This is a genomic window from Klebsiella pneumoniae subsp. pneumoniae HS11286, from assembly GCF_000240185.1.
Classification (GTDB): domain Bacteria; phylum Pseudomonadota; class Gammaproteobacteria; order Enterobacterales; family Enterobacteriaceae; genus Klebsiella; species Klebsiella pneumoniae.
Genome location: NC_016845.1, coordinates 2,969,222 through 2,991,502 on the forward strand (window position 1 = coordinate 2,969,222; position 22,281 = coordinate 2,991,502).

Here is a 22,281-nt window from a genome sequence, read left to right on the forward strand (position 1 = left end):
CCTTGCCCAGCCGATGATTACTGGCTGGCGAAAGCCTCTTCCGGCTGCGCTCGCCCGCTAAACCAGACCAGCAGCAGCGCCAGACCAGCGATAATCGCGCCCATCACCGGCACAAACGCATATCCCAGTCCGCCAGAGATCACCGCCCCACCGGCGGCGGCGCCCAGCGCGTTGCCGAGGTTGAACGCGCCGATATTCACCGAAGAAGAGAGCCCCGGCGCCTCATGCGCTACGCGCATAACCCGCATCTGCAGCGGCGGAACCACCGCAAAGGTTGCTGCGCCCCAGACAATCATGCTGATGGCCGCCCCGGCCTGGGATTGCGCCAGCAGCGGGATCGCCAGCATGATCGCCATCAGCAGCAGCAGAAAGCCCTTCAGCGTGCCGGAGACCGACCGGTCAGCGAATTTGCCGCCCAGATAGTTGCCTAGCGAAAAACCGACGCCAATCAGCACCAGCATCGCGGTTATAAACAGCGATGAAGCGTGGGTCAGCGTATTGAGCACTGGCGAAATGTAGGTATACAGCGTAAACATCGCCCCGGCGCCCAGCACGGTGGTCAGCAACGCGGAGAGCACCTGCGGGCGCAGCAGGACAGAAAGCTCTTTTTTGACATCAGGACGTTCCCCCGCGCTGCCCTTCGGCAGGGAGAACCACAGGCTAACCATCGCCAGCAGGCCTAATCCCGCAGTAGCAAGGAAGGACATCCGCCAACCGATGGTTTCGCCAAGCCAGGTGGCCGCCGGCACGCCGCCAATGTTGGCGATGGTCAGGCCCATAAACATAGTGGCTACCGCGCTGGCCTGCTTATGCTTTGGCACGACGCTGGCCGCCACCACCGATCCCAGGCCGAAAAAAGCGCCGTGGTTGAGGCTGGTAATAATCCGCGACAGCAGCAGCGTGGTGTAATCCGGCGCGATGGATGACAACAGGTTGCCGACGGTGAAGATCCCCATCAGAAAAATCAGCGCATTGCGCCGTGCGCGATGCGACAACAGCAGCGTCATCAGCGGTGCGCCGACCATGACGCCGATGGCATACGCACTGATCAGCATTCCCGCTACCGGTATCGAGACGTCCACACCTTTCGCAATCACCGGCAGCAATCCCATCGGGGAGAACTCGGTGGTACCGATGCCAAAGGCGCCGATCGCCAGCGCAAGTAAAGGAAAGTTGATTTTCATTCAATGACTCCATCAGACCGTCAGATAGGACGGCGTAACATCAGAAGTCAAAAGCATGACATCAATCACAAAAAAACAAAAGTGAACGAAATGACAAAAGATTTTTGCAGAATTGATAATAATAGCGGGATATGGGGAGGAAGCGGCGCTCCTCCCTCAGCGAAACATTAGTGCAGTATGGCGGTCAGGCTGAAAGCGACAATCACGCCGAGAGCAATAATCGTGGTGATCAGCGAAAACTTTAAATTGGTATCCATCATTTTTCCCTCTTGTTATCCCCACACCAAAAGTGAGCTTGCTCATTTTTGCACAAAAAATCGCAAAAATCTTCCGGGATTTAGGGCGATGCACATTTTTGCTCTTCCACTTTGCCCCAAGATCGGACAAAATCCCACGCTAATTTAAAAGCGTATCGGCCATTGACCCCTTCCTGTCGTTCTGTGTCGTTTTCCCGACGTGATGCAATGTTGAAAATTGTATTCAGGGTGTGTGTAGGCAAACGTTTACGTATCGATGATCAGGCGATCAGGTCAAGGCATGGAGTGAGATGTAATGGCAACTATTAAAGATGTAGCGAAACGCGCAAACGTTTCCACTACAACTGTGTCACATGTAATTAACAAAACCCGTTTCGTTGCCGAAGAGACGCGTAATGCGGTATGGGCGGCGATCAAAGAGCTGCACTACTCGCCGAGCGCCGTGGCGCGCAGCCTGAAAGTCAATCACACCAAATCGATTGGCCTGCTGGCGACCAGTAGCGAAGCCGCCTATTTCGCTGAAATTATTGAGTCCGTTGAAAAGAGCTGCTTCCAGAAGGGCTATACTCTGATCCTCGGTAACGCGTGGAACGATCTGGAAAAACAGCGCGCCTATCTGTCGATGATGGCGCAAAAGCGCGTAGACGGTCTGCTGGTGATGTGTTCCGAGTATCCGGATTCGGTATTGAGCATGCTGGAAGAGTACCGCCATATCCCGATGGTGGTGATGGACTGGGGCGAGGCGAAAGCCGACTTCACCGATGCGGTGATCGATAACGCCTTCCAGGGCGGCTATATCGCCGGACGCTACCTGATTGAACGCGGCCATCGCGAAATCGGCGTGATCCCGGGCCCGCTGGAGCGCAACACCGGCGCGGGGCGACTTGCCGGCTTCATGCAGGCGATGAAAGAGGCGCATATCAGCGTGCCGGAAAACTGGATTGTGCAGGGCGACTTCGAGCCGGAGTCCGGCTACCGCGCAATGCAGCAGATCCTAAACCAGCAGCACCGCCCGACGGCGGTCTTCTGCGGCGGCGATATCATGGCGATGGGCGCTATCTGCGCGGCGGATGAAATGGGACTGCGGGTGCCGCAGGACATTTCGCTGATCGGTTATGATAATGTGCGCAACGCCCGCTATTTCAGCCCGGCGTTAACCACCATTCATCAGCCGAAAGATTCCCTGGGCGAGGCCGCATTTAACATGCTGTTGGATCGTATCGTCAACAAGCGTGAAGAGTCGCAGTCTATCGAAGTGCACCCTCGTCTGGTTGAGCGCCGCTCGGTAGCGGATGGCCCGTTTGTCGATTATCGTCGTTAAGGCATCTGGCGGGCGCGGATCTCTCCGGCGCCCGCAGCCACTCCCGATTCAGCGTGTCGCTGTCCCCCAGATAGTCAAGCATCCAGTTCAGCGCCGGTGAGGCATCGTTCTGCTGCCACGTCAGGCAGCAGGCGGCATCCGGGAACGGATTTTCCAGCGCCAGCGCAGTCCACTCGCCGCGATCTATCCATGGACGGGCGAAATGGCTCGGCACCATGCCGACGCAGAGTCCTGCCGACAAACAGGTTGCTGATGATTCCCAGTCAGGGACGACTACCCTCTTCTGGTTATCCAGCAACCATGTTGTCCGTTTAGGCAACGAGCGCGAGGTATCCTCCCGCACCAGCGACGGCCAGTTACGCAGGACGTCGTCGCTCAGGGGTCCCTCCATCTTTGCCAGCGGATGATCGCTCGCCACCACGCAGTCCCAGCTCAGCATCCCCATATCGCGGAACGCATAGCGACCGCCGACCGGAATAGATCGCGTTGCGCCAATCGCCAGCTCAACGCGGCCGTCGGCCAGCGCATCCCATACCCCATTGAATACTTCCTGAAAGACGATCAGCTCGACGTCGGGAAAATGGCGATAGAAATCGACGATCATCTGACGCATCCGCGCCGGTTTCACAATATCATCCACTGCGATCGACAACTGTCCGCGCCAGCCGTTCGCAATTTGCTGACACTGCTGGCGGGTGATCTGCATTTTTTTGATAACAGAGCGCCCTTCCTGTAAAAACCAGACCCCGGCGGGGGTCAACTCCACATCACGATGGCGACGCTCAAATAAGGGAACGGCGAGCCACTCTTCGAGCTGACGCACGGTATAGCTGACCGCGGAAGGCACCCGGTGAAGCTCCTGCGCGGCCGCGCTGAAGCTGCCGTTACGGGCGACGGCATCAACCACTTCCAGAGAGTATTCAGACCACATTTTCTGCCTGCAAAATTTTTGAATGCATGTGACAAATATTAGCGTTTCACAAGCCACAATGCACTCCCTACACTCTGCGGCATCGTACCTGTACACCAACTATGAGAACGTTATGTCACAACCCGGGAAAGGATTTTTAGTCTGGCTGGCCGGCCTGAGCGTGCTGGGCTTTCTGGCCACCGATATGTACCTGCCGGCGTTTGCCGCCATGCAGCAGGATCTCAACACCTCCGCCGCCTCCATCAGCGCCAGTCTGAGCCTGTTCCTCGCCGGCTTCGCGCTGGGCCAGCTGTTCTGGGGACCGCTGTCGGACCGCTATGGACGTAAACCGGTGCTGCTGAGCGGCCTGGCGATTTTCGCGGCCGGCTGTCTGGGGATGCTGTGGGTGCACAACGCCACCCTGATGCTGGCGCTGCGCTTTCTGCAGGCGATTGGCGTCTGTGCCGCGGCCGTTACCTGGCAGGCGATGGTCGCCGATTACTATCCTGCCCAGCGCACGAACCGCATCTTCGCCACCATTATGCCGCTGGTAGGACTGTCGCCGGCGCTGGCCCCGCTGCTGGGCAGCTGGCTGCTGGTGCACTTCGAGTGGCAAGCCATCTTCGCCACCCTGTTCGCCATCACTCTGCTGCTGATGCTGCCTGCCCTGCGCCTGAAGGCAGCCGCGAAGTCAGTAGTAGTGACGCAGCAAAAGATCACCTTTCTCGCGCTGCTGCGCTCCCGGGAATACAGCGGCAACGTCCTGATCTACGCCGCCTGTTCCGCCAGCTTCTTCGCCTGGCTTACCGGTTCACCTTTTATCCTGCATGAAATGGGCTATGGCCCAACCGCTATCGGCCTGAGCTATATTCCGCAGACCATCGCCTTTCTGGTGGGAGGCTATGGCTGTCGCGCGCTGCTGCAGAAATGGTCCGGTCAACAGATGCTGCCGTGGCTGCTGGTGATTTTTGCCGTCAGCGTAGCCGCCACCTGGCTGGTGGGCCTGCAAACCCATGCCTCGCTGGTGGCGTTAATGATCCCGTTCTGCATGATGGCGGTGGTCAACGGCGGGATCTACCCCATCGTGGTTGCTCAGGCGCTGAAGCCTTTTCCGCAGGCGACCGGCCGCGCGGCGGCGCTGCAAAATACCCTGCAGCTTGGCCTGTGCTTCCTGACCAGTCTGCTGGTATCCGCGCTGATCGCCACGCCGCTGCTGACCACCACCAGCGTAATGCTGGTTTCGATTGGCTTAGCCGGAATAGGCTATCGCCTGCAGCAGACGCCGGAGCTGACACCCCATTCTTCCCACGCGTAATGCCCGTCGCCAGGGCCCGGACCAGTCGTTAGCATGCTAAGAAATTTTTATTGAAAGCCAGTACTTAGCGTCCTATACTGGATCCGGGTTCACATAAATAGAAAATAGTTACAGATTAACGGATGCAGGATGCCTCCGTTTCACCATGGAAGGCCTTTCGGCAAGGGTTATCTCCCTTCCTCTGTTTACGTCGGATAGCGACTTCACGGATTATCCGTGAGATTTCTCACAAAGCCAAAAAAGCGTCTACGCTGTTTTAAGGTTCTGATCACTTGGGCGTGATGGAGAAGCTATGAGTTCATCGTGTATAGAAGAAGTAAGTGTACCAAATGATGACTGGTACCGGATTGCAGCTGAATTATTAGGCCGTGCGGGAATTGAAATCAATGGCTCCGCGCCGTCCGACCTGCGGGTTAAAAATCCTCTCTTTTTTAAACGGGTTTTGCAGGAAGGTTCGCTGGGTTTAGGCGAAAGCTATATGGACGGCTGGTGGGAATGCGAGCGTCTGGATATATTCTTCCACAAGGTGTTACGCGCCGGGTTGGAAAAGCAGCTCCCACACCATTTCAAAGACACACTCCGCATCGCAGGCGCTCGTCTGTTTAATCTACAAAGTAAAAAACGTGCTTGGATTGTCGGTAAAGAGCACTACGACCTCGGCAACGATCTCTTCAGCCGGATGCTTGATCCCTATATGCAATATTCCTGCGGTTACTGGAAAGAGGCGCAGAGCCTCGAGGCCGCCCAGCAGGCTAAGCTGGATCTCATCTGCCGCAAACTGGAGCTGGAGCCAGGCATGCGGGTACTGGATATTGGCTGTGGATGGGGCGGTCTCGCCGAATATATGGCGCGAAATTATCAGGTCAGCGTCGTGGGTGTAACCATCTCCGCCGAGCAACAAAAAATGGCCCAGGCACGCTGCGCCGATCTCGATGTAGAGATTCGTCTCCAGGATTATCGCGATCTGCACGACAGCTTTGACCGCATCGTCTCCGTTGGCATGTTTGAGCACGTGGGGCCGAAAAATTACGCTACCTACTTTGAGGTTGCCGACCGTAATTTGAAACCCAACGGCCGCTTTTTACTGCACACCATTGGTTCCAAGGTCACCGACCATAACGTTGACCCGTGGATCGATAAATATATCTTCCCGAACGGCTGCCTGCCTTCCGTGCGTCACATTGCCGAAGCCAGCGAGAAGCACTTTGTGATGGAAGACTGGCACAACTTCGGCGCCGATTATGACACGACCCTGATGGCCTGGTATGAGCGTTTCCTCGCCAGCTGGCCGGAAATTGCCGATAACTATTCTGAGCGTTTCAAACGCATGTTTACCTATTATCTGAACGCCTGCGCCGGCGCCTTCCGCGCCCGCGACATTCAGCTCTGGCAGGTGGTGTTCTCGCGCGGTATTGAACATGGACTGCGCGTCGCCCGTTAAATAACACTCCCCCGCTTATCGGCGGGGGATTTTTTTTCAGGCTTCATTGACCTTAGCCGCCATCTCTTTCGCGGCCAGCACGCGTTCGACCGTATCGACAACCGCCTGGGTCTGCGGATCAATCTCAATATTGACGCGATAGCCCAGTTTTTTCGCTCCCAGGGTGGTCCGCTGCAGCGTCTCCGGAATAAGATGTACGCAGAAACGGGTCGCCGTCACCTCACCCACCGTCAGACTAATGCCGTCAATACCGATGAATCCTTTATAGAGGATGTATTTCATCAGCGTTGGATCCTGCACTTTAAACCAGATCTGACGGTTATTTTCGGAAGTCAGAATCTTCACGATTTCCGCGGTGGTCATAATGTGGCCGGACATTAAATGCCCGCCGATTTCATCACTAAATTTCGCCGCTCGCTCGACGTTCACTTCATCGCCGACCTGAATATCGCCAAGATTGGTAATCCGCAGCGTCTCTTTCATCAGATCGAAGCTGATGTGCGCGCCGTTGATTTCGGTCACCGTCAGGCAGCAGCCGTTGTTGGCTACCGAGGCGCCGGTTTCCAGCCCCTCCAGCATATGTGCCGGTAACTCAACCACGTGAGTGCGAAAATTGGGTTTATCATCAATGGAGACCACTTTCGCGGTTCCCTGAACAATACCAGTAAACATGTTTGGCTCCTGTTGAAAATCATGACGGTATCATTACCGCTTTCGCTATCGGGAACAATAACAGGAGGGCAAAGCGGTTGCCAGCGCGCTTCGTGCCTCGACTCTTTTTTCACTGGCTTAATAGCCAATCCTCGCTACAATAGACTGGAAATTCCTCATTTTTATCCCCTTGCTGCCAGTTACGGCGGCTTTTTTAGTCTCAAAATAACAACAATTCGAAGGTGTTCACGTGCAGAAGTATTTCGTTGAAGCGCGTCAGTTATTAGCTCTGGCTATACCCGTCATCCTTGCGCAGGTGGCGCAGACGGCGATGGGTTTTGTCGATACCGTGATGGCGGGTGGCTACAGCGCCACGGATATGGCCGCCGTGGCCATCGGGACCTCCATCTGGCTGCCGGCGATCCTCTTCGGCCACGGCCTTCTGCTGGCGCTGACCCCGGTGGTGGCGCAGCTTAACGGATCCGGGCGGCGAGAGCGTATCGCGCCGCAGGTGCGTCAGGGCTTCTGGCTGGCCGGCTTTGTCTCGGTGCTGATCATGGTCGTGCTGTGGAACGCCGGATACATCATCAGCTCCATGCATAACATCGATCCGCTGTTGGCAGAGAAGGCGGTTGGCTACCTGCGCGCGCTGCTGTGGGGCGCTCCGGGCTATCTGTTCTTCCAGGTCGCCCGTAACCAGTGTGAAGGGCTGGCAAAAACCAAGCCCGGGATGGTCATGGGCTTTATTGGATTACTGGTCAACATTCCGGTGAACTATATTTTTATCTATGGTCATTTCGGCATGCCCGAGCTGGGCGGCGTCGGCTGCGGTGTGGCGACGGCCTCCGTTTACTGGGTGATGTTCGCCACCATGCTGTGGTGGGTGCGCCGGGCGCGTACGATGCGCGATATCCGCTGCGTCGAGCGCTTCAGCGGCCCTGATTTTGCCGTCCTGTTACGGCTGGTGCAGCTGGGGCTGCCCATTGCTCTGGCGCTGTTCTTTGAAGTCACTCTGTTTGCTGTCGTCGCGCTGCTGGTCTCCCCGCTCGGGATCATTGACGTCGCTGGTCATCAGATCGCGCTTAATTTCAGCTCGCTGATGTTCGTTCTGCCGCTGTCGCTGGCGGCGGCGGTCACCATTCGCGTCGGCTTCCGCCTTGGCCAGGGCTCAACGATCGATGCCCAGGTTTCGGCCCGCACCGGCGTGGGCGTGGGGGTCTGCCTGGCGGTATTTACCGCTATCTTTACCGTCCTGATGCGTAAGCAGATTGCGCTGCTGTATAACGATAATCCCGAGGTGGTGACGCTGGCCTCGCACCTGATGCTGCTGGCGGCTATCTATCAGATCTCCGACTCTATTCAGGTGATCGGCAGCGGCATTCTGCGCGGCTATAAAGATACGCGGTCTATCTTTTTCATTACCTTTACCGCGTACTGGGTGCTGGGTTTGCCGAGCGGCTATCTGCTGGCGCTGACCGATATGATTGTGCCCCGCATGGGACCTGCCGGTTTCTGGTGCGGATTTATCATCGGTCTGACCTCCGCCGCCATCATGATGATGCTGCGGATGCGTTTTCTGCAGCGCCAGCCTTCCAGCATCATCTTACAGCGCGCTGCGCGCTAACTTGTCTAAGCCCGCCGCTCCGGCGGGCTTTTTCGTTCTTCGCTATAACGGCGCGTTGTACATTCCGTTACTCCCTGACACCAAAGACTCACTGATAGCCTCCCGGCAGGCGCTTATAGTGTTGCCAACAGCCCCGCAGTGGGGTTACTCAAGAAACCAAGTCGAGGATTTCAGAATGAAAAAAGTATTAGCTCTGGTCGTTGCCGCTGCTATGGGTCTGTCATCAGTTGCTTTCGCTGCCGATGCGGCAAGCACCACCCCGAGTGCAGCAGCCAGCCATACTACCGTTCACCATAAGAAACATCACAAAGCGGCCGCGAAACCGGCAGCCGAGCAGAAAGCGCAGGCGGCGAAGAAACACCACAAAGCCGCTGCAAAACCGGCTGCTGAGCAAAAAGCCCAGGCGGCGAAGAAACACCATAAAGCCGCTGCTAAACCGGCAGTAGCGCAGAAAGCGCAGGCGGCGAAGAAACACCACAAAACCGCTGCGAAACCGGCAGTCGCGCAGAAAGCGCAGGCTGCAAAGAAACATCATAAAGCGGCACACCACGCAGCTAAACCGGCGGTTAAACCGGCGGCATAATGGTCAGGGCGTTAAGGTGATAAACCGGCGCTGAACAGCGCCGGTTTTTTTCAGGAGGACATCATGCTGCAACGCTATCGCTTCGAATTGCTGCTGTTACTGCTCATCGTCTGCGCGCTGTTTACCCTGCGCTTGATGTTTAAATAGCTGGCTGCTGAACCCATTTACGGGCCGGCGGCGTATAGTCGCGAAAACCGGCGATAATCTCGTCTGCCGAGGTAGCGAACGGCAGCATCTCCGCGTAGCGCGGGTGCATAAACCCTTCCTGTACCATGTTATCGACCATCGCCTGAAGCGGATCGTAATAACCCTTAATATTCAGGAACGCGCACGGTTTCTCATGGATCCCCAGCTGCGCCCAGGTCCATTGTTCGAAAATCTCCTCGAGCGTCCCCGCCCCGCCCGGCAGGGCAATAAAGCCATCCGCCAGCGCCGCCATTTTGGTTTTCCGCTCGTGCATATCCTCGACCACATGCAGCTCCGTCAAGCCGCGGTGGGCAATTTCCCGCTCCACCAGGCCGCGCGGCATCACGCCGATCACCACGCCACCGGCCTCCAGCGCCGCATCGGCGACCGCCCCCATCAGACCAACTTTGCCGCCGCCATAGACAAGCGCCAACCCCTGCTGCGCCAGCGTACGTCCAACCAGACGGGCGGTTTCGAGGTACAGCGGATGTTCGCCAGCTGAAGAACCGCAAAAAATACCAATCGATTTCATCTTCGTTATGACTCCTTCTCTTCTGGTGGCCGATAATTTAACACATCGGCAACCCTTCCGCGCAGGTTTGGACTGGCTGAAAAATAAGAGCCGTGATGCTCGCTGGCGAAGAAATATCCTTGTGGTTCAGTAAAATATATCCGGAATGAGTAAAAGTTCCGCAATCGCATGCAATGTGCAAGAAAAGTGACGTTTACCTCTTGCCACATCCCCTCCCTGCCGCTAATATGCGTCCCCGTTGTCACCACAACATTGCGTTCGTAGCTCAGTTGGTTAGAGCACCACCTTGACATGGTGGGGGTCGTTGGTTCGAGTCCAATCGAACGCACCATAATGCGTTTATTAGCTCAGTTGGTTAGAGTCACCACCTTGACATGGTGGGGGTCGTTGGTTCGAGTCCAATTAAACGCACCATAATGCGTCTGTAGCTCAGTTGGTTAGAGCACCACCTTGACATGGTGGGGGTCGATGGTTCGAGTCCATTCAGACGCACCAATCATTTTTCCTTCTGTAATTCCTGAATTTTATCACCTGCTCCCCGTTGGTATTGCTGACTTAAAATGTTGTGTATTGGCAAAGCGTTTTCCTTGCATAGTCCATACTAGTCCACATGAGTGCTAAGGAAGCCAACCCTTTTAATGAGCATCAAAAATCGATCAACAGACCACGCCGTTTAATTTCTTAATGATAATAATTCCATTCATCATAAATATATGCATATGCAAATCGATATATCAGATACCCCACCAGGAATCCCACAACTGAAAGTAAACCCCAGAGAAATTTATATTCATTTACTGAGAAAAAAAAGAACCAGCCAGCCAGCGCGATACCTGAAGCACCTAATCCCATCCCAGCCCCTCTGATAACACGGGAAAGCAGGATGAGTAATGTTCGTTTTATATTCATAGTCCACCAAAGAAATATTCACATATTTTGTTAAATTCTGCTGGATTCTTATCACTGACCATACACGCTGTTTCGAAAGATTTTACAATATCCTCAACAAGAAAATACAGAAGATCCAGATCTCCCAGATTTTGCAGTTTATCATGCAGTACCGGATTTCTGCGCTTCAGATATCGGGACGTGTATATTGCTCTGGATGTTTCAGCTCCAACGGATAATAATAATCCGGCAAGACTTCCTGCAAAAAAAGCGGACACTCCTCTTGAGGCGTTCCCCTCTTCCTCATCCCGCCCCGCGTCAGGTGCTGCGGCTTCTGTCCTGCCGCCATATGGGTTAACAGTTGCTGATTCAGCAGGCTGTCGATATTGCGCCCTCCGGAGAACAACCATCCGGTAGCGTGACTGCCCCGGCGGTTGCTTTACCAAACTGGTTGCATCGTTTATCAGCCTGTTCCTCATCGCTTCACTCCATCTTTTCTGGCGTTAAAATTCATCATTACGTCCTCCATTCGTTACCCTTCGCCACCCCACCCACTGGCCACGCTATCGCACCCGCCTGCTTTCGCGAACGCTACCGCCCGTCGCTGTCTCCCTACAGGAACCCAAAGCGCACTGGGTAAGGCAGTACGGTGATCTTCTATTTAACGCCCGGAATAGCAGTCGCTCAGCAATACATGCACAAGAAAATCCCGTTCGTATCCGCGTACTGCCGGAGTATATTCAGTTTGAATTCAGCGGAATCTCGGTTCAGCTCGGGAGTGACTGCGTAATACTGACAAAGACGATAAGCAGAATAAAACAAATAAACTGACAATATTTTGTAAGACGAGAGATGGAGGCCGTCTGGACGCTGGGCGGAAGCGGTGGCTTCGCAACAACAATATTCCATACTGAAAACTATTCCCTGGCGTAAAAAAGCGAGCGCGCGGTAAAACAGGGAGGAAACCATGGGCGGCGCTAAATGTCTCCCGGCCAGCTCTGACTTAACCTGCCGCAATCTCCGTCTGCAGCCAGCGCTCAAACATCTGCAGCGCTGGCTCCCCCTCCCCGCCGCCGGGTTTGATCAAGCAGAAGCGCTTAGCCAGCGTCGGGGAGCCCGGCCACGGGGCGGCCAGCGTTCCGGCGCGCAGCTCGCTTTCCACATACATCTTCGGCACCAGGGCCACTCCCTGCTGACTTAGTACCGCGGCGATCGCCATCTCATGCAGATCGTAGCGCGGCCCCTGGGCGGGGTTATCCAGCGCCAGACCGCACTCACGGGCATAGTGCAGCCAGGCGTCCGGGTTTTGCCGCCGGTGAATGCGCGTTAGCCGGTTAAGCAGCCCCGGAAGATCGTCATCCGTCAGCAGCGCAGCATGGCAGACCGGCAGCAAATACTCCGCAAATAAAAACGTCACCTCCATTCCGGTCCACGCCGGGTGTTCAAAATGGATGGCAGCATCAAATCCGCTTCCCGGCAGAATGAAGGGATCGCTGCGGGCGGCGATATTGACCACGATATGCGGATGCTGCGCCGCAAAGCGCCCGAGCCGGGGAATTAACCAGCGGCTGGCGAAGGTGGGGAGCACGGCGATCTCCAGGCTGCGGCCATCGACGGGCATCCCGCTGACGTCATGGGTGTCCCGTTCCAGACGAGCGAGGATCTCGCGGACCTGACGAGCGTAGCGGGCGCCTGCCGGATTGAGCCGCACCCGGCTCCCCGTCCTGTCGAAGAGTTTACTGTCGAGGAGCGCTTCCAGACGGGCAATCTGCCGGCTGATGGCCCCTTCCGTTAACGCGAGCTCCGCCGCCGCGCGGGCAAAGTTGCCGTGACGAGCCGCGGCCTCAAAAGCCAGTAGCGCAGCGCTGCTGGGGATTTTACGACGCATAGCCAATGCTCCTTGTGCAGGCTCACCGAAAGTCAGTGACAGAATATCACTACGCCTTGAATTAACATCGTTTTTCAGCGCCATTTTTAGCCGATAGGATGATGAAAACTCACTAAAGCGCCTTGTGCGCCACATCATCTGTTCATCGAGGTCACTATGCTCTATGTCGTCGAATGCGCCTACACCGATCCCCAAAGCGAAGCGGCGTGGAATACCTTTTACAATCAGGAAAAACTACCGGCGCTGGTCTCTGTGCCCGGTTTCTACGCCTCCCAGCGCTTCCGCGCTCTCAGCGAGGGCTGCCCCTGCTACCTGGCGCTGCACGATATCCACGATGCTACCGTCATCGACAGCGACGCCTACCGCCGCAACGGCGGCGGCCATTTTGCCCGCTGGCAATCGGCGATCGCCGACTGGCATCGCCACCTCTTTCTAACGAATAATACGCTGCGGGAGGTTGCCCCGGATGAAGTGCTGCTGCTGGGCGATACCGCGGAGGACTTGCCCGTCGCTGCGCCGATACTCCTGCAGCCAGGCGGCCTGGCGACCGAACAAACCCGGTATGCCGCCATCCTCCCACGAGACAACCTGCATCACCTGGCCACGACTGCCGCCGTCTTTATCTATCAGCCCATCACCGCCCGGTTACGCAACCCGGCGCAGCGCGCGTGAGGTCGCCATGTCACCTGCTCCCTTTTATACGTTGACCGCTGGCGACCTGACGGTGACTGCCGTGAGTGATGGTCTGATGTCAGCGCCGCTGTCCTTACTCTCGGGTATCTCACGGGAGGAGGCGGAACATCTGCAGCGGCATTCAGGATTAGCCTCGCCGGAGACCATTGCGATTGGCGCCTATCTGATCCGCGGTCGCGGGAATACGGTGCTGGTGGATACCGGCACCGGCGGAGCCAATGGCGTTGGCGGCGAACTTATCGCCAATCTGGCGCGGCTCGGCGTTGGTCCTGAGGAGATCGACGCCATCCTTCTCACCCACGCCCATCCGGACCATATCGGCGGCCTGCTGTCCGCCGCTGGTACGCCAGCGTATCCCAACGCCACGGTGTTCCTGCCTACGCGGGAAAGCGCTTACTGGCTGGCAACATCCACGTTCGACAACGCCAGCGATCGCGGCCGGCGCAACGTGCTGCTTGTTCGCCGTGTACTGGCGAACTGCGCGGCGCAAATCAGCGGGGTTGATGATGAGGAAGTGATCGCCGGGATCCGCCCGTGCCCTCTGCCCGGCCATACGCCCGGGCATACCGGGTATCGTCTCGAAGCGGGCGATACCTCGCTGCTGATCTGGGGGGATATCGTCCATTTCCCGTCCATTCAGTCTGCGCGGCCAGAAGCCTCGGTCGCCTTCGACGTCGATCCTGAACAGGCCCGGCGTACCAGGGAGATCCTGCTGCGCCAGGCCGCCAGCGAACGGTGGTTGATTGCCGGTATGCATCTTGGCCTGCCGGGATTCGCCAGAGTGGAGAACACCGCCTCAGGCTATTGTCTGCGCTCGGTGTGATCGTTGAGCAGAACAATGACCCCAGTAAAACCCGGGTCGCGGCATGAGCACGACCGGGGCGTTTTGTCCGGGAAAGTGGACGAGCCGTTAACCGCGGCTCTTCCAGCCTTTTTTACTTTTGCAGCTAGCTTTGGTGGCGACCCACGGGTGACGTAGCTGAGTCAACTGAAGATCCTGGGAGGCCGGGCTGGCCGACCAGCGTTTGTTGCACAGAGGCTTACGAGTTGCAATGACCATAAAAACGCTCCTAAAAAAAATGAACCATTCCCTGGGTAGTTCCACAAGTTCAGAATTAGCGTATCACCGCGTAACGGAAGTTATTTCAATCTTTGTTTTAGAATGTAAATGGTCATCGCCCTCTGAAATAGCTTAAATTGATCCAAATCAATTTAAGTGCATTATTTTCGATGCCACCTATATTTTCAACCGCTTACCTTCGCCAGTCGCCTGATTAAGACTTTTCCTATACCGCATAATACAACAGAATCAAGCGATATTATCAGATTTTTATTCTAGTTATGTATGGATGTGTGGTTATTTGTTTTGATTATTCTAACTGATAAAATTCACTTGGTCAGTCAGCAGCGGGCAGGTACTCTGCACCGGCAAGAAGAGGATTTGTCAGGGAGTTGTGGATGACTAAAGGCTATAAACTACTTGGCTATAAGTTAGCGGATAATATTTTCTACTGCCTGCATCATCGGGAAATTATCACGCTGCGCGGGACACGGACGCAAGTCCAGCTACGCAGCACCATGGCCTGTTTACTGGAGTACCTGCTGGCGCACGGCAGAGAACGTCTGGTCAGCGATGAAGAGTTAATGATTAACGTTTGGGAAAAAAATAATCTCCGCCCTTCCGCGCAGCGCCTATGGCAGGTTATTCAGAGCTTAAAGTCTCGCTTACACCAGGCTGGCGTGGAGAGCGCGTTAATCATCCGCGTTAAGTGCGCGGGGTATTATATTAATAACGTTTACGTAGCCGAAATTTATTCATACAAACCGCCGGGGATGATGAATTATATAAACACTTCGCCTGCTGATATGAATAAGCTTCTGGTACGCAGCTAATCCCCTCCCCGCGCCGTTTACATCGCCAGCAACAGGGTTTATTCGTTGAATATTTTAATTCACAGCAATAATATTTATTTTAATATCGGTATCGCCCAGTGTTTTCGGGATATTCAGAAAACAGTGCCCGAATTAAAGGTTATTCACTCCCTGCCCCTCAGCCATCTTCCAGAACTGTCCGGGCTGGATGTGATTATTTTGTCACTGGAAAACTATCATGATTACCTGGCTGCCGCTGAAATCGCTCAGCACTTTCAGGGCCTGGTCATTGGCTTTACGTCAGCCGGCAACGTAAGGCGCGGACGCCCCTTTTTCGCGGATACCCTACTGTGGGTCAGCCAGCGCGAAGCGGTACGTGAAGTGAACCGCCTTCTGCGCTGCCTGGCCGAGCGCCGCTGGCCACTCGTGCCGCGTCACCAACGTCAGAGCGTTTCTTTCCGTCAACGAGCCCCGCTCAACCGCCTGGAGATGCGGATGATTGATGCCACCATGAAGGGTCAGTCGGTTCATCAAATGGCCGCTACGCTGGGGATTAATCGCAAGCGGGTCTATAACGGCCTGGAAAGGATTAAAGTGAATTTCCGCCTGGTCAGTCATAGCCATTTTCATCATTTCATGACCGACAGGCTCTCTTTTAGTCGCCTGTCTGCCGACCTCCGATGCCTGACCACAGCGGCTAATGCAACCCTGCCGCCGCGCGCAGCCTCGCGACCGGCGGAAAATCATTCATATTATTTGAAAGAGTTTCGCAAATTGTTTTGATTTTAGGCTCCAGCAATCAAGCGTATTCTTTATCACATCAGGGCAACAGGCCCTTTATCAGACACCAAATTAAGGAATACGACCATGAAATTCATCAAAAATTTCGTTGCTGTTGCTGCGCTGTCTCTGTTCTCTGCTGCCAGCTTTGCTCAGAGCGTCAGCGCCACTGCCTCCACGCTGGACCGCGCGGAAGCTAAAATTGCCGCCCAGGCCGCAGAACAGGGTGCATCCTATAAAATTACCAGCGCCCAGTTTAACAACCGTGTTCATATGACGGCTGAACTGAGCAAATAAACCCTTGCCCCTAAACGTTTCCTAAAGCGCCGCCTGGACGGCGCTTTAGTTTTTCCCCTTCCTGACCTTTCCCGGCAGGTCCATGCGGCATTCGCCGGATCCCGGACAATACTGACTCTCAGCACAAAAAAAGCCTGATAGCAATAAATACCCGATTGGCTGGATTATCTGCGGCTTGTCGGCGTAAAGCGGAGTGGTCTGTCGCCGCGAATCAGTCGGAGGCCTTCCGCTATCTGCAAAGCGGCGCCCATTTTGGCAAAATTTGCGTGGCGTGGTGAGGGTTTGCAGGGCCTCCGTGCCCTGGAAAGACTTTATTCGAAAAAGACGTCCGGATTTTCCGACAGCGAAACAAAGGATTTCGTGTTTTTATCCAGCGCCTGAATATCGCCGGTTTCGATGTCGTAGAACCAGCCATGCAGGCGCAGGGTATGGTCGCGCAGACCAACCGCCACCGAAGGATGGGTCTTGATGTTATTCAGTTGGGCGATAACGTTTTCCTGCACCATGCCGTTGACCTTATCGGTTTCGCTAGCCCAGGTTTTCTTTTCCACCACCGCTTTCGCGGCATCGGCATAGCGTAGCCAGTGAGACACCGCCGGCATCGGCTCAAGGCACTGACAGGTGGCGATCGCTTTCATCGCGCCGCAGTTGGAATGGCCGCAGATCACGATATCCGTCACGCCCAGCGCAACCACGGCATATTCGATAGTCGCGGAAACGCCGCCCGGCTCCGGCCCGAAAGACGGCACGATATTCCCGGCATTACGAATGACAAAGAGCTGTCCCGGCTCCTGCTGGGTAACCAGTTCCGGCACCAGACGGCTGTCAGAACAGGAGATGAACAGCGCTTTGGGATTCTGGCTGGAGGCCAGGCTGCGGAAGAGTTCTTTACGCTGGGGGAAGATCTCTTTCTGGAAGTTGAGGAAGCCCTCAATGATATGTTGCATAGCAGTGTCTCTTCTCTGTAGTTATTACGGTATGACAAAGATCACAGTTATTCAGTTTACCATCGATGACAAGAATGGGAATCGTTATTCAAACAGTTGCGCAGAAAACGCGCGCCGCCAACGCCTGCTTCTCCCCGTCTAATACACACCTTTTGACGTGCTTTCCTGAACCAGTTTGCTACTCTGTCTGCTCCAACCGTCCACACGTTACCGACCGCCTGCCTGCGGCGGACATAACAGGAGTCGCTATGTTCCTATCCAGCCTGATGGCCATTGCCGCGGTGCTGATCATGGGCGTGATCAGTCCCGGCCCAAGCTTTATCTTTGTCGCGCGCAATGCCGTCGCTCGCTCGCGTCTGCACGGTATGGTTACCGCCCTCGGTACCGGCGCCGGTGCGGCCATTTTCTCCATTATGGCGATGCTGGGCCTGCAGAAGGTGCTCACCGCGGTGCCGGAGCTGTTTATTGGTTTGAAGGTGGCGGGCGGGCTCTATCTGCTGTGGCTGGGCTATAAAATTTTTCGCGGGTCGGCGCAGCCGATGGATTTTTCCGCCAGCGGGATGGCCGGCAACCGCTCTTTGCTGAAGACCTTCCGCGACGGGCTGTATACTCAGCTCAGCAATCCCAAAACGGCGCTGGTGTTCGCCTCAATTTTTACCGCCCTGCTGCCGGCGCAGATCCCCACCGCCTTCTATTACATCGTGCCGCTGATGAGCTTTCTGATCGACGTCAGCTGGTATTCGCTGGTGGCGCTGGTGCTGTCTGCCGACCGCCCGCGGCGCGTCTACCTGCGGCTGAAGCGGCGGATCGACATCGCCACCGCGACGGTGCTGGGGGCGCTGGGCCTGCGGCTTATCGCCACCTCCCTCACCCGCTAGCGGGTTACACGGTATAGATGCGAATATCGTGCTGCTGAAAGGCAACGCGATATTCGCGACTGATATTCTCTTCCACCACCAGCACATCGATATCGCTGCTGGCGGCCACCACAAACCGCGCTGCTGCCGGAATTTTATCCGAAGTCAGACCAACAATAATCTCGCTGCACTGTTTAATGACCGCTTTCTTGAACTCGCAGTCGGCATAGTCAAAGCCGGTCAGGCCCGACTCTGGCGCCATCGCGCAGCCGCCGATAAACCCCTGGTCGAATAACATGCCCTGCACCTGAGCCACCGCCGCGGCGCCGACGCAACCGCCGCTCGCTCGCTGTACCTGGCCGCCAAGGATCACCACGTCATACAGCGGTTTTTTCACCAGTACCGCGGCGATCTCCGGCGAGTTCGTTACCACCGTCAGCGCCAGCTCGGTGGGCAGCGCCTCGGCCATCGCCAGATTGGTGGTCCCGGTATCAATGAAAATAGTGCCGCCGGGCTTCACCAGCCGGGCACACTGTTGCGCGATCCTGAGCTTTATCGCGCGGTTTTTATCTTTCCGCTCACTGTAATCCCCCGCTTCCGGCAGACTCAGCACCGCCCCGCCATACACCTTTTTACAGAATCCCTCGCGGCTGAGCTCATGCAGATCGCGGCGGATGGTATGCTCCGACACCTGAAGACGCGCCGCCAGCTCCGCGCACACCACTCTGCCGTTTTCCTGCAGGATCTGGCAAATCAGCGCTTGTCGCTGTTGAGGGAAAGCAGCATAATCGAGCATAACACAATCCTTAAATGATCAAAACCGAGCAGTAGCAAGCATGATCGTCTGCCCTGCTCTGGTTGTCAACGTTCCTGCCCGGAGGTTTACCATGAAAATTGCCCATTTCGCCCTGTGGACCCAACAGCTCGACGTCCAGGCCCGCTTCTGGGTGGACTTCTTTGCCGCCAGCATCAATGAAAAATACCTTAGCCAGACCAACCCCGGCTTTGCCTCCTATTTTGTTACTATCGACGACGAGGTGGTGATCGAGCTGATGACCAAGCCTGGCCTGCAGCAGGCCAGCGCGGATAATAACCATACCGGCTGGGCGCATCTGGCCCTCTCGGTGGGCGGGGCGGAACAGGTCGATGCCATCGCCCAACGCGCCGGGGCCGCCGGAATACTGATTTCGCCGCCGCGCACCACCGGCGACGGCTATTATGAGGCGGTGATCGCCGATCCCGATGGCAACCTGATCGAAATCGTCGCATAGTCAGCAGAACGCCAGTATTCAGGAGGCATCCATGGCACATTACCGGATTATCGACACCGCATCCTGGCCCCGCCGGGACCATTTCACTTTTTACCGCCAATTCGCCAACCCCAGCTTTAATCTCTGCGTGCCGATAGCGGCGCAGCGCCTGTACGAATGTGCGAAGGACCGTCGGGTCTCGTTTTTTCAGCTCGCGCTCTATGCCCTGCTGCGCGCGGCCAACGGGGTACCGCAGCTACGCCAGCGAGTGCGGAACGATGAGGTGATTGAATATGACAGTCTGGCAGTAATGACGCCGGTGATGACCGTCGGAGAGGGATTCCGTCAGGTGTGGTGCGACAATGCCCCCGAGTTCACCGCCTTCAGCGCCGCGGCCACGCCGAAGATTGTCGCGGCAAGAGAGACATCCCCGGCGCCGCTCATCGTCGATGGCGAGCATTTTATCTGCGCCAGCTGTCTGCCATGGCTCCACTTCACCTCGATGACCCATGCGGAATATGCCGTCGGCGCGGCGGTCCCCGCGCTCACCTGGGGAAAATTGCAGAATGGCGTTATCCCGGTGGCCGGGCGGTTTAACCATGCCTTCGTCGATGGTCTCCACGCCAGCCGCTTTTATGCCCTTGTCGAAGAGGGATTTAATGACCCCGAGCGGCTCTGGTTGCCGCTAACCGAAACCGCACCCTCCCTGCTTCCCCCAGCGGCGAAGGAGCGTTAACGTCTGCCCGGAACTGACCGCCAGGGAGCCTTACTCCCTACACGGTGGTCGGTACGGGGCCACTATCATCGTTCCCTTTCAGCCGGCGAATACCGCGCAGGTGTGACGCCTGTTCAGAACCTCGCGATTGAAAAGCTGGGTCACAGACAGCATGCTGACCAACCATCATCAGACAGCGGAAACCACTGCTTCATAGCCATAAAATGGGATTATATTGCCGATCCTTTGCTAAGGATAATTAGTTATAAATCATAGCGTTTCAGTGTTAGACAGGGCGAAGTGCGCCTCTTATCTTTCGTCATGAATTGTAAATAACCACGCAATCATTTGATGAGGTAGCACTTTTGTCCAGATTACAACAAGGATTAAAAACCAGACAAACCCGCTTCGCCCTGGCGCTAAAAGTGGCCCTGCTCGGCGGCGTGGTAGCATTTTCTTCTGCTGTCTTTGCTGAGGGTCTCCTGAAAGAAGGTATCACCCCGGCCACTGACGCCAGCCAGATCCCGGCCAGCGCCAAACTGCGCACAGACACGGTGGTGGCCGGGATCTCAGAGCCGCAAGGGATCTTTAACCCCTACTTTTTCGTCAACGGCTGGGATGAGAACGTGACTAACGTCATTTTTTCACGCCTGATCGACTGGGACAGCCAGGGCAAGCTGGTCCCGGGACTGGCGGAGAGCTGGACGGTCAGCCCGGATAACAAAGTCTATACCATCAAATTGCGCCCTGGCCTCACCTTTAGCGACGGCTCACCGCTGACGGCGGAAGATGTCGCCTTTACCCTGACGGTCCTGCTCGACCCCAGCTATGATGGCGATACCGACATCACCCTGGCCAATATCGCCGGCGGGGCGGACTACAAAGCCGGCAAGGCTGACAGCGTCAGCGGCCTGAAGGTCATCGACCCGCTCACCCTGCAGGTGACCACCACGCAGCCAGGCGCCACCACGCTGGCCAAAATTGGCGGGCCTGTACTGTCGAAAGCCTGGTACGGCAAAGGGTATCAGCGGGGGAATCTCGACTATCTACGCTCACTGCACGGCAAGCCGCTGGGCAACGGCCCTTACGTGTACGACAAATATATTCCCGGTCAGGAAATACGCTTCCATGCCAATAGCCATTTTTACCGTGGGACGCCGCCAACGCCGCGCTTTATCTATCGCGTGACCAATCCGTCCACCAACTTCCAGCTGTTCCAGACCGGGGAGACCGACTACGACGCCTTTACCTCGCGCCCCGACGATATTGAGCAACTGAAGATGCTCGGCTTCGCCAATATTAATCTTTACGGCTCCAGCGACTACAGCCAGGTGGAATTCAACGTGCATCGCCCGGCGCTGCAGGATAAGCGGGTGCGCCAGGCGCTGATTTACGGCCTGGATAGGCAGAAGCTGATCGACGTGGTCTATCAGGGATACGGCAAAGTCGCCATCGAACCGATCGCGCCGATCTCCTGGGCCTTTAACGCTGAAGGCGTCAACCCTTACCCTTACGATCCGGCCCAGGCCAAAAAGCTGCTGGATGAGGCCGGCTGGAAACCAGGCGCCGACGGTATCCGCGCCAAAGACGGCCAGCGCCTGGAGCTGACCCTGCTGGTGAGCAAGAAGGTGCTCAACGATGCGCTGATCCCCATCGCCAAGGAGAACTGGCGGCAGATCGGCGTGCTGCTGAAGCCGCAGGTGGTGGATTTCAACGCCCTGATGGCGCAGCGCAAAGCCGGAAATTACGATTTGGCCTCGTTCAGCACCAGCACCCTCAACGACCCGCACGACGGGGTATGGGATTTCTACAGCAGCGAAGCTAAAGAGTCCGGCTACCATAACGCGGAAGTCGATAAGCTGATTAACGCCGGCAACGCGGTGCTCGACATCGAACAGCGCAAGCCGATCTACCACCAGCTGTATAAAGTGCTGGCCGACGATCCGCCGGTGATCCTGCTCGGCTATCGCGAGATCCTTTCCGCCAGCAGCGCCCGCGTCAGCGGCTTTAAGCCGGATATCTACAACGGCCTGACCGGCAGCCTGCCGGATGTAAAAATCGTCAAATAAATCCCTGGCCGCCGGGTTAAC

At 56.2% G+C, this 22,281-nt stretch carries 24 protein-coding genes and 3 tRNA genes; 18 read left to right on the forward strand and 9 right to left on the reverse strand.

Annotated features, from left to right (window positions below; genetic code table 11):
* Positions 1–17: 17 nt before the first annotated feature.
* A complete protein-coding gene (locus KPHS_29770) occupies positions 18–1,184 on the reverse strand; it encodes a putative transport protein (protein ID YP_005227277.1) in 1,167 nt (388 codons plus the stop codon).
* Between the two features lie 552 nt (positions 1,185–1,736).
* On the opposite strand from KPHS_29770, the gene KPHS_29780 reads away from it, so the two are divergent.
* The 3 genes from KPHS_29780 (at position 1,737) to KPHS_29800 (ending at position 6,428) form a co-directional block, all read left to right on the forward strand.
* The gene (locus KPHS_29780) at positions 1,737–2,762 is read left to right on the forward strand and encodes a DNA-binding transcriptional repressor PurR (RefSeq protein YP_005227278.1); all 1,026 of its coding nucleotides are present in this window, start codon (positions 1,737–1,739) and stop codon (positions 2,760–2,762) included.
* Between the two features lie 1,043 nt (positions 2,763–3,805).
* Positions 3,806–4,987: a putative MFS-family transport protein gene (locus KPHS_29790; RefSeq protein ID YP_005227279.1), complete on the forward strand. Its 1,182-nt coding sequence runs from the start codon at positions 3,806–3,808 to the stop codon at positions 4,985–4,987.
* A 292-nt stretch (positions 4,988–5,279) separates the two neighbouring features.
* Complete coding sequence (locus tag KPHS_29800) at positions 5,280–6,428, forward strand: cyclopropane-fatty-acyl-phospholipid synthase (protein ID YP_005227280.1); 1,149 nt, start codon at positions 5,280–5,282, stop codon at positions 6,426–6,428.
* Positions 6,429–6,464: 36 nt separating this feature from the next.
* Here KPHS_29800 and KPHS_29810 read toward each other — a convergent pair whose 3' ends face one another.
* A complete protein-coding gene (locus KPHS_29810) occupies positions 6,465–7,100 on the reverse strand; it encodes a riboflavin synthase subunit alpha (protein YP_005227281.1) in 636 nt (211 codons plus the stop codon).
* Positions 7,101–7,329: 229 nt separating this feature from the next.
* On the opposite strand from KPHS_29810, the gene KPHS_29820 reads away from it, so the two are divergent.
* Together KPHS_29820 and KPHS_29830 are read left to right on the forward strand one after the other, a co-directional pair.
* Positions 7,330–8,703, forward strand: a complete 1,374-nt coding sequence (locus tag KPHS_29820; protein ID YP_005227282.1) for a multidrug efflux protein — start codon at positions 7,330–7,332, stop codon at positions 8,701–8,703.
* Positions 8,704–8,878: 175 nt separating this feature from the next.
* Positions 8,879–9,286, forward strand: a complete 408-nt coding sequence (locus KPHS_29830; protein ID YP_005227283.1) for an acid resistance repetitive basic protein Asr — start codon at positions 8,879–8,881, stop codon at positions 9,284–9,286.
* Between the two features lie 139 nt (positions 9,287–9,425).
* Here KPHS_29830 and KPHS_29840 read toward each other — a convergent pair whose 3' ends face one another.
* Positions 9,426–10,004: a TIGR00730 family Rossman fold protein gene (locus tag KPHS_29840; protein ID YP_005227284.1), complete on the reverse strand. Its 579-nt coding sequence runs from the start codon at positions 10,002–10,004 to the stop codon at positions 9,426–9,428.
* 254 nt (positions 10,005–10,258) lie between these two features.
* On the opposite strand from KPHS_29840, the gene KPHS_t00370 reads away from it, so the two are divergent.
* The 3 genes from KPHS_t00370 (at position 10,259) to KPHS_t00390 (ending at position 10,499) form a co-directional block, all read left to right on the forward strand.
* Positions 10,259–10,335 (forward strand) — tRNA-Val (locus KPHS_t00370).
* Between the two features lie 4 nt (positions 10,336–10,339).
* Positions 10,340–10,418: transfer RNA gene (locus tag KPHS_t00380), tRNA-Val, on the forward strand.
* A 4-nt stretch (positions 10,419–10,422) separates the two neighbouring features.
* Positions 10,423–10,499, forward strand: a tRNA-Val gene (locus tag KPHS_t00390).
* 186 nt (positions 10,500–10,685) lie between these two features.
* Here the strand turns inward: KPHS_t00390 and KPHS_29850 are convergent.
* The 3 genes from KPHS_29850 to KPHS_29870 all read right to left on the reverse strand — a co-directional run bounded on the left by KPHS_29850 (position 10,686) and on the right by KPHS_29870 (position 12,780).
* Positions 10,686–10,856 (reverse strand): hypothetical protein, encoded by a 171-nt coding sequence (locus KPHS_29850; RefSeq protein YP_005227285.1) that lies wholly within the window; start codon positions 10,854–10,856, stop codon positions 10,686–10,688.
* Between the two features lie 223 nt (positions 10,857–11,079).
* Positions 11,080–11,298, reverse strand: coding sequence for a type VI secretion ATPase, ClpV1 family (locus KPHS_29860; protein YP_005227286.1), 219 nt, complete (start codon positions 11,296–11,298; stop codon positions 11,080–11,082).
* A 597-nt stretch (positions 11,299–11,895) separates the two neighbouring features.
* Positions 11,896–12,780 (reverse strand): LysR family transcriptional regulator, encoded by an 885-nt coding sequence (locus KPHS_29870; protein YP_005227287.1) that lies wholly within the window; start codon positions 12,778–12,780, stop codon positions 11,896–11,898.
* Between the two features lie 156 nt (positions 12,781–12,936).
* Here KPHS_29870 and KPHS_29880 point away from each other — a divergent pair, with 156 nt between their 5' ends.
* Complete coding sequence (locus KPHS_29880) at positions 12,937–13,452, forward strand: hypothetical protein (protein ID YP_005227288.1); 516 nt, start codon at positions 12,937–12,939, stop codon at positions 13,450–13,452.
* Positions 13,453–13,459: 7 nt separating this feature from the next.
* Entirely contained in the window at positions 13,460–14,296 is an 837-nt protein-coding gene (locus KPHS_29890) for a beta-lactamase (protein YP_005227289.1), read from the forward strand.
* Between the two features lie 87 nt (positions 14,297–14,383).
* Here KPHS_29890 and KPHS_29900 read toward each other — a convergent pair whose 3' ends face one another.
* On the reverse strand, positions 14,384–14,533 hold the full coding sequence (locus KPHS_29900; protein ID YP_005227290.1) for a hypothetical protein: 150 nt from the start codon (positions 14,531–14,533) through the stop codon (positions 14,384–14,386).
* A 398-nt stretch (positions 14,534–14,931) separates the two neighbouring features.
* On the opposite strand from KPHS_29900, the gene KPHS_29910 reads away from it, so the two are divergent.
* From KPHS_29910 to KPHS_29940, 4 genes are all read left to right on the forward strand, one after another.
* Positions 14,932–15,366 carry a winged helix-turn-helix domain-containing protein gene (locus tag KPHS_29910; protein ID YP_005227291.1) on the forward strand — a complete coding sequence of 145 codons (435 nt, stop codon included), beginning with the start codon at positions 14,932–14,934 and terminating at the stop codon, positions 15,364–15,366.
* 45 nt (positions 15,367–15,411) lie between these two features.
* A complete protein-coding gene (locus KPHS_29920) occupies positions 15,412–16,128 on the forward strand; it encodes a hypothetical protein (protein ID YP_005227292.1) in 717 nt (238 codons plus the stop codon).
* 84 nt (positions 16,129–16,212) lie between these two features.
* Positions 16,213–16,422, forward strand: a complete 210-nt coding sequence (locus KPHS_29930; protein ID YP_005227293.1) for a DUF1471 domain-containing protein — start codon at positions 16,213–16,215, stop codon at positions 16,420–16,422.
* 155 nt (positions 16,423–16,577) lie between these two features.
* The gene (locus tag KPHS_29940) at positions 16,578–16,700 is read left to right on the forward strand and encodes a hypothetical protein (RefSeq protein ID YP_005227294.1); all 123 of its coding nucleotides are present in this window, start codon (positions 16,578–16,580) and stop codon (positions 16,698–16,700) included.
* Between the two features lie 33 nt (positions 16,701–16,733).
* Here KPHS_29940 and KPHS_29950 read toward each other — a convergent pair whose 3' ends face one another.
* The gene (locus tag KPHS_29950) at positions 16,734–17,369 is read right to left on the reverse strand and encodes a putative carbonic anhydrase (protein ID YP_005227295.1); all 636 of its coding nucleotides are present in this window, start codon (positions 17,367–17,369) and stop codon (positions 16,734–16,736) included.
* Positions 17,370–17,617: 248 nt separating this feature from the next.
* On the opposite strand from KPHS_29950, the gene KPHS_29960 reads away from it, so the two are divergent.
* Entirely contained in the window at positions 17,618–18,247 is a 630-nt protein-coding gene (locus KPHS_29960; protein YP_005227296.1) for an amino acid exporter, read from the forward strand.
* A gap of 4 nt (positions 18,248–18,251) precedes the next feature.
* Here the strand turns inward: KPHS_29960 and KPHS_29970 are convergent, their stop codons facing one another.
* A complete protein-coding gene (locus KPHS_29970) occupies positions 18,252–19,022 on the reverse strand; it encodes a putative DeoR-type transcriptional regulator (RefSeq protein ID YP_005227297.1) in 771 nt (256 codons plus the stop codon).
* 91 nt (positions 19,023–19,113) lie between these two features.
* Between KPHS_29970 and KPHS_29980 the strand changes: the two genes are divergently transcribed.
* The 3 genes from KPHS_29980 (at position 19,114) to KPHS_30000 (ending at position 22,260) form a co-directional block, all read left to right on the forward strand.
* Positions 19,114–19,497: a glyoxalase I, nickel isomerase gene (locus KPHS_29980; protein YP_005227298.1), complete on the forward strand. Its 384-nt coding sequence runs from the start codon at positions 19,114–19,116 to the stop codon at positions 19,495–19,497.
* A gap of 31 nt (positions 19,498–19,528) precedes the next feature.
* The gene (locus KPHS_29990) at positions 19,529–20,212 is read left to right on the forward strand and encodes a putative chloramphenicol acetyltransferase (RefSeq protein YP_005227299.1); all 684 of its coding nucleotides are present in this window, start codon (positions 19,529–19,531) and stop codon (positions 20,210–20,212) included.
* A 344-nt stretch (positions 20,213–20,556) separates the two neighbouring features.
* Positions 20,557–22,260, forward strand: a complete 1,704-nt coding sequence (locus KPHS_30000; protein YP_005227300.1) for an oligopeptide ABC transporter oligopeptide-binding protein+C3707 — start codon at positions 20,557–20,559, stop codon at positions 22,258–22,260.
* Positions 22,261–22,281 lie beyond the last annotated feature (21 nt).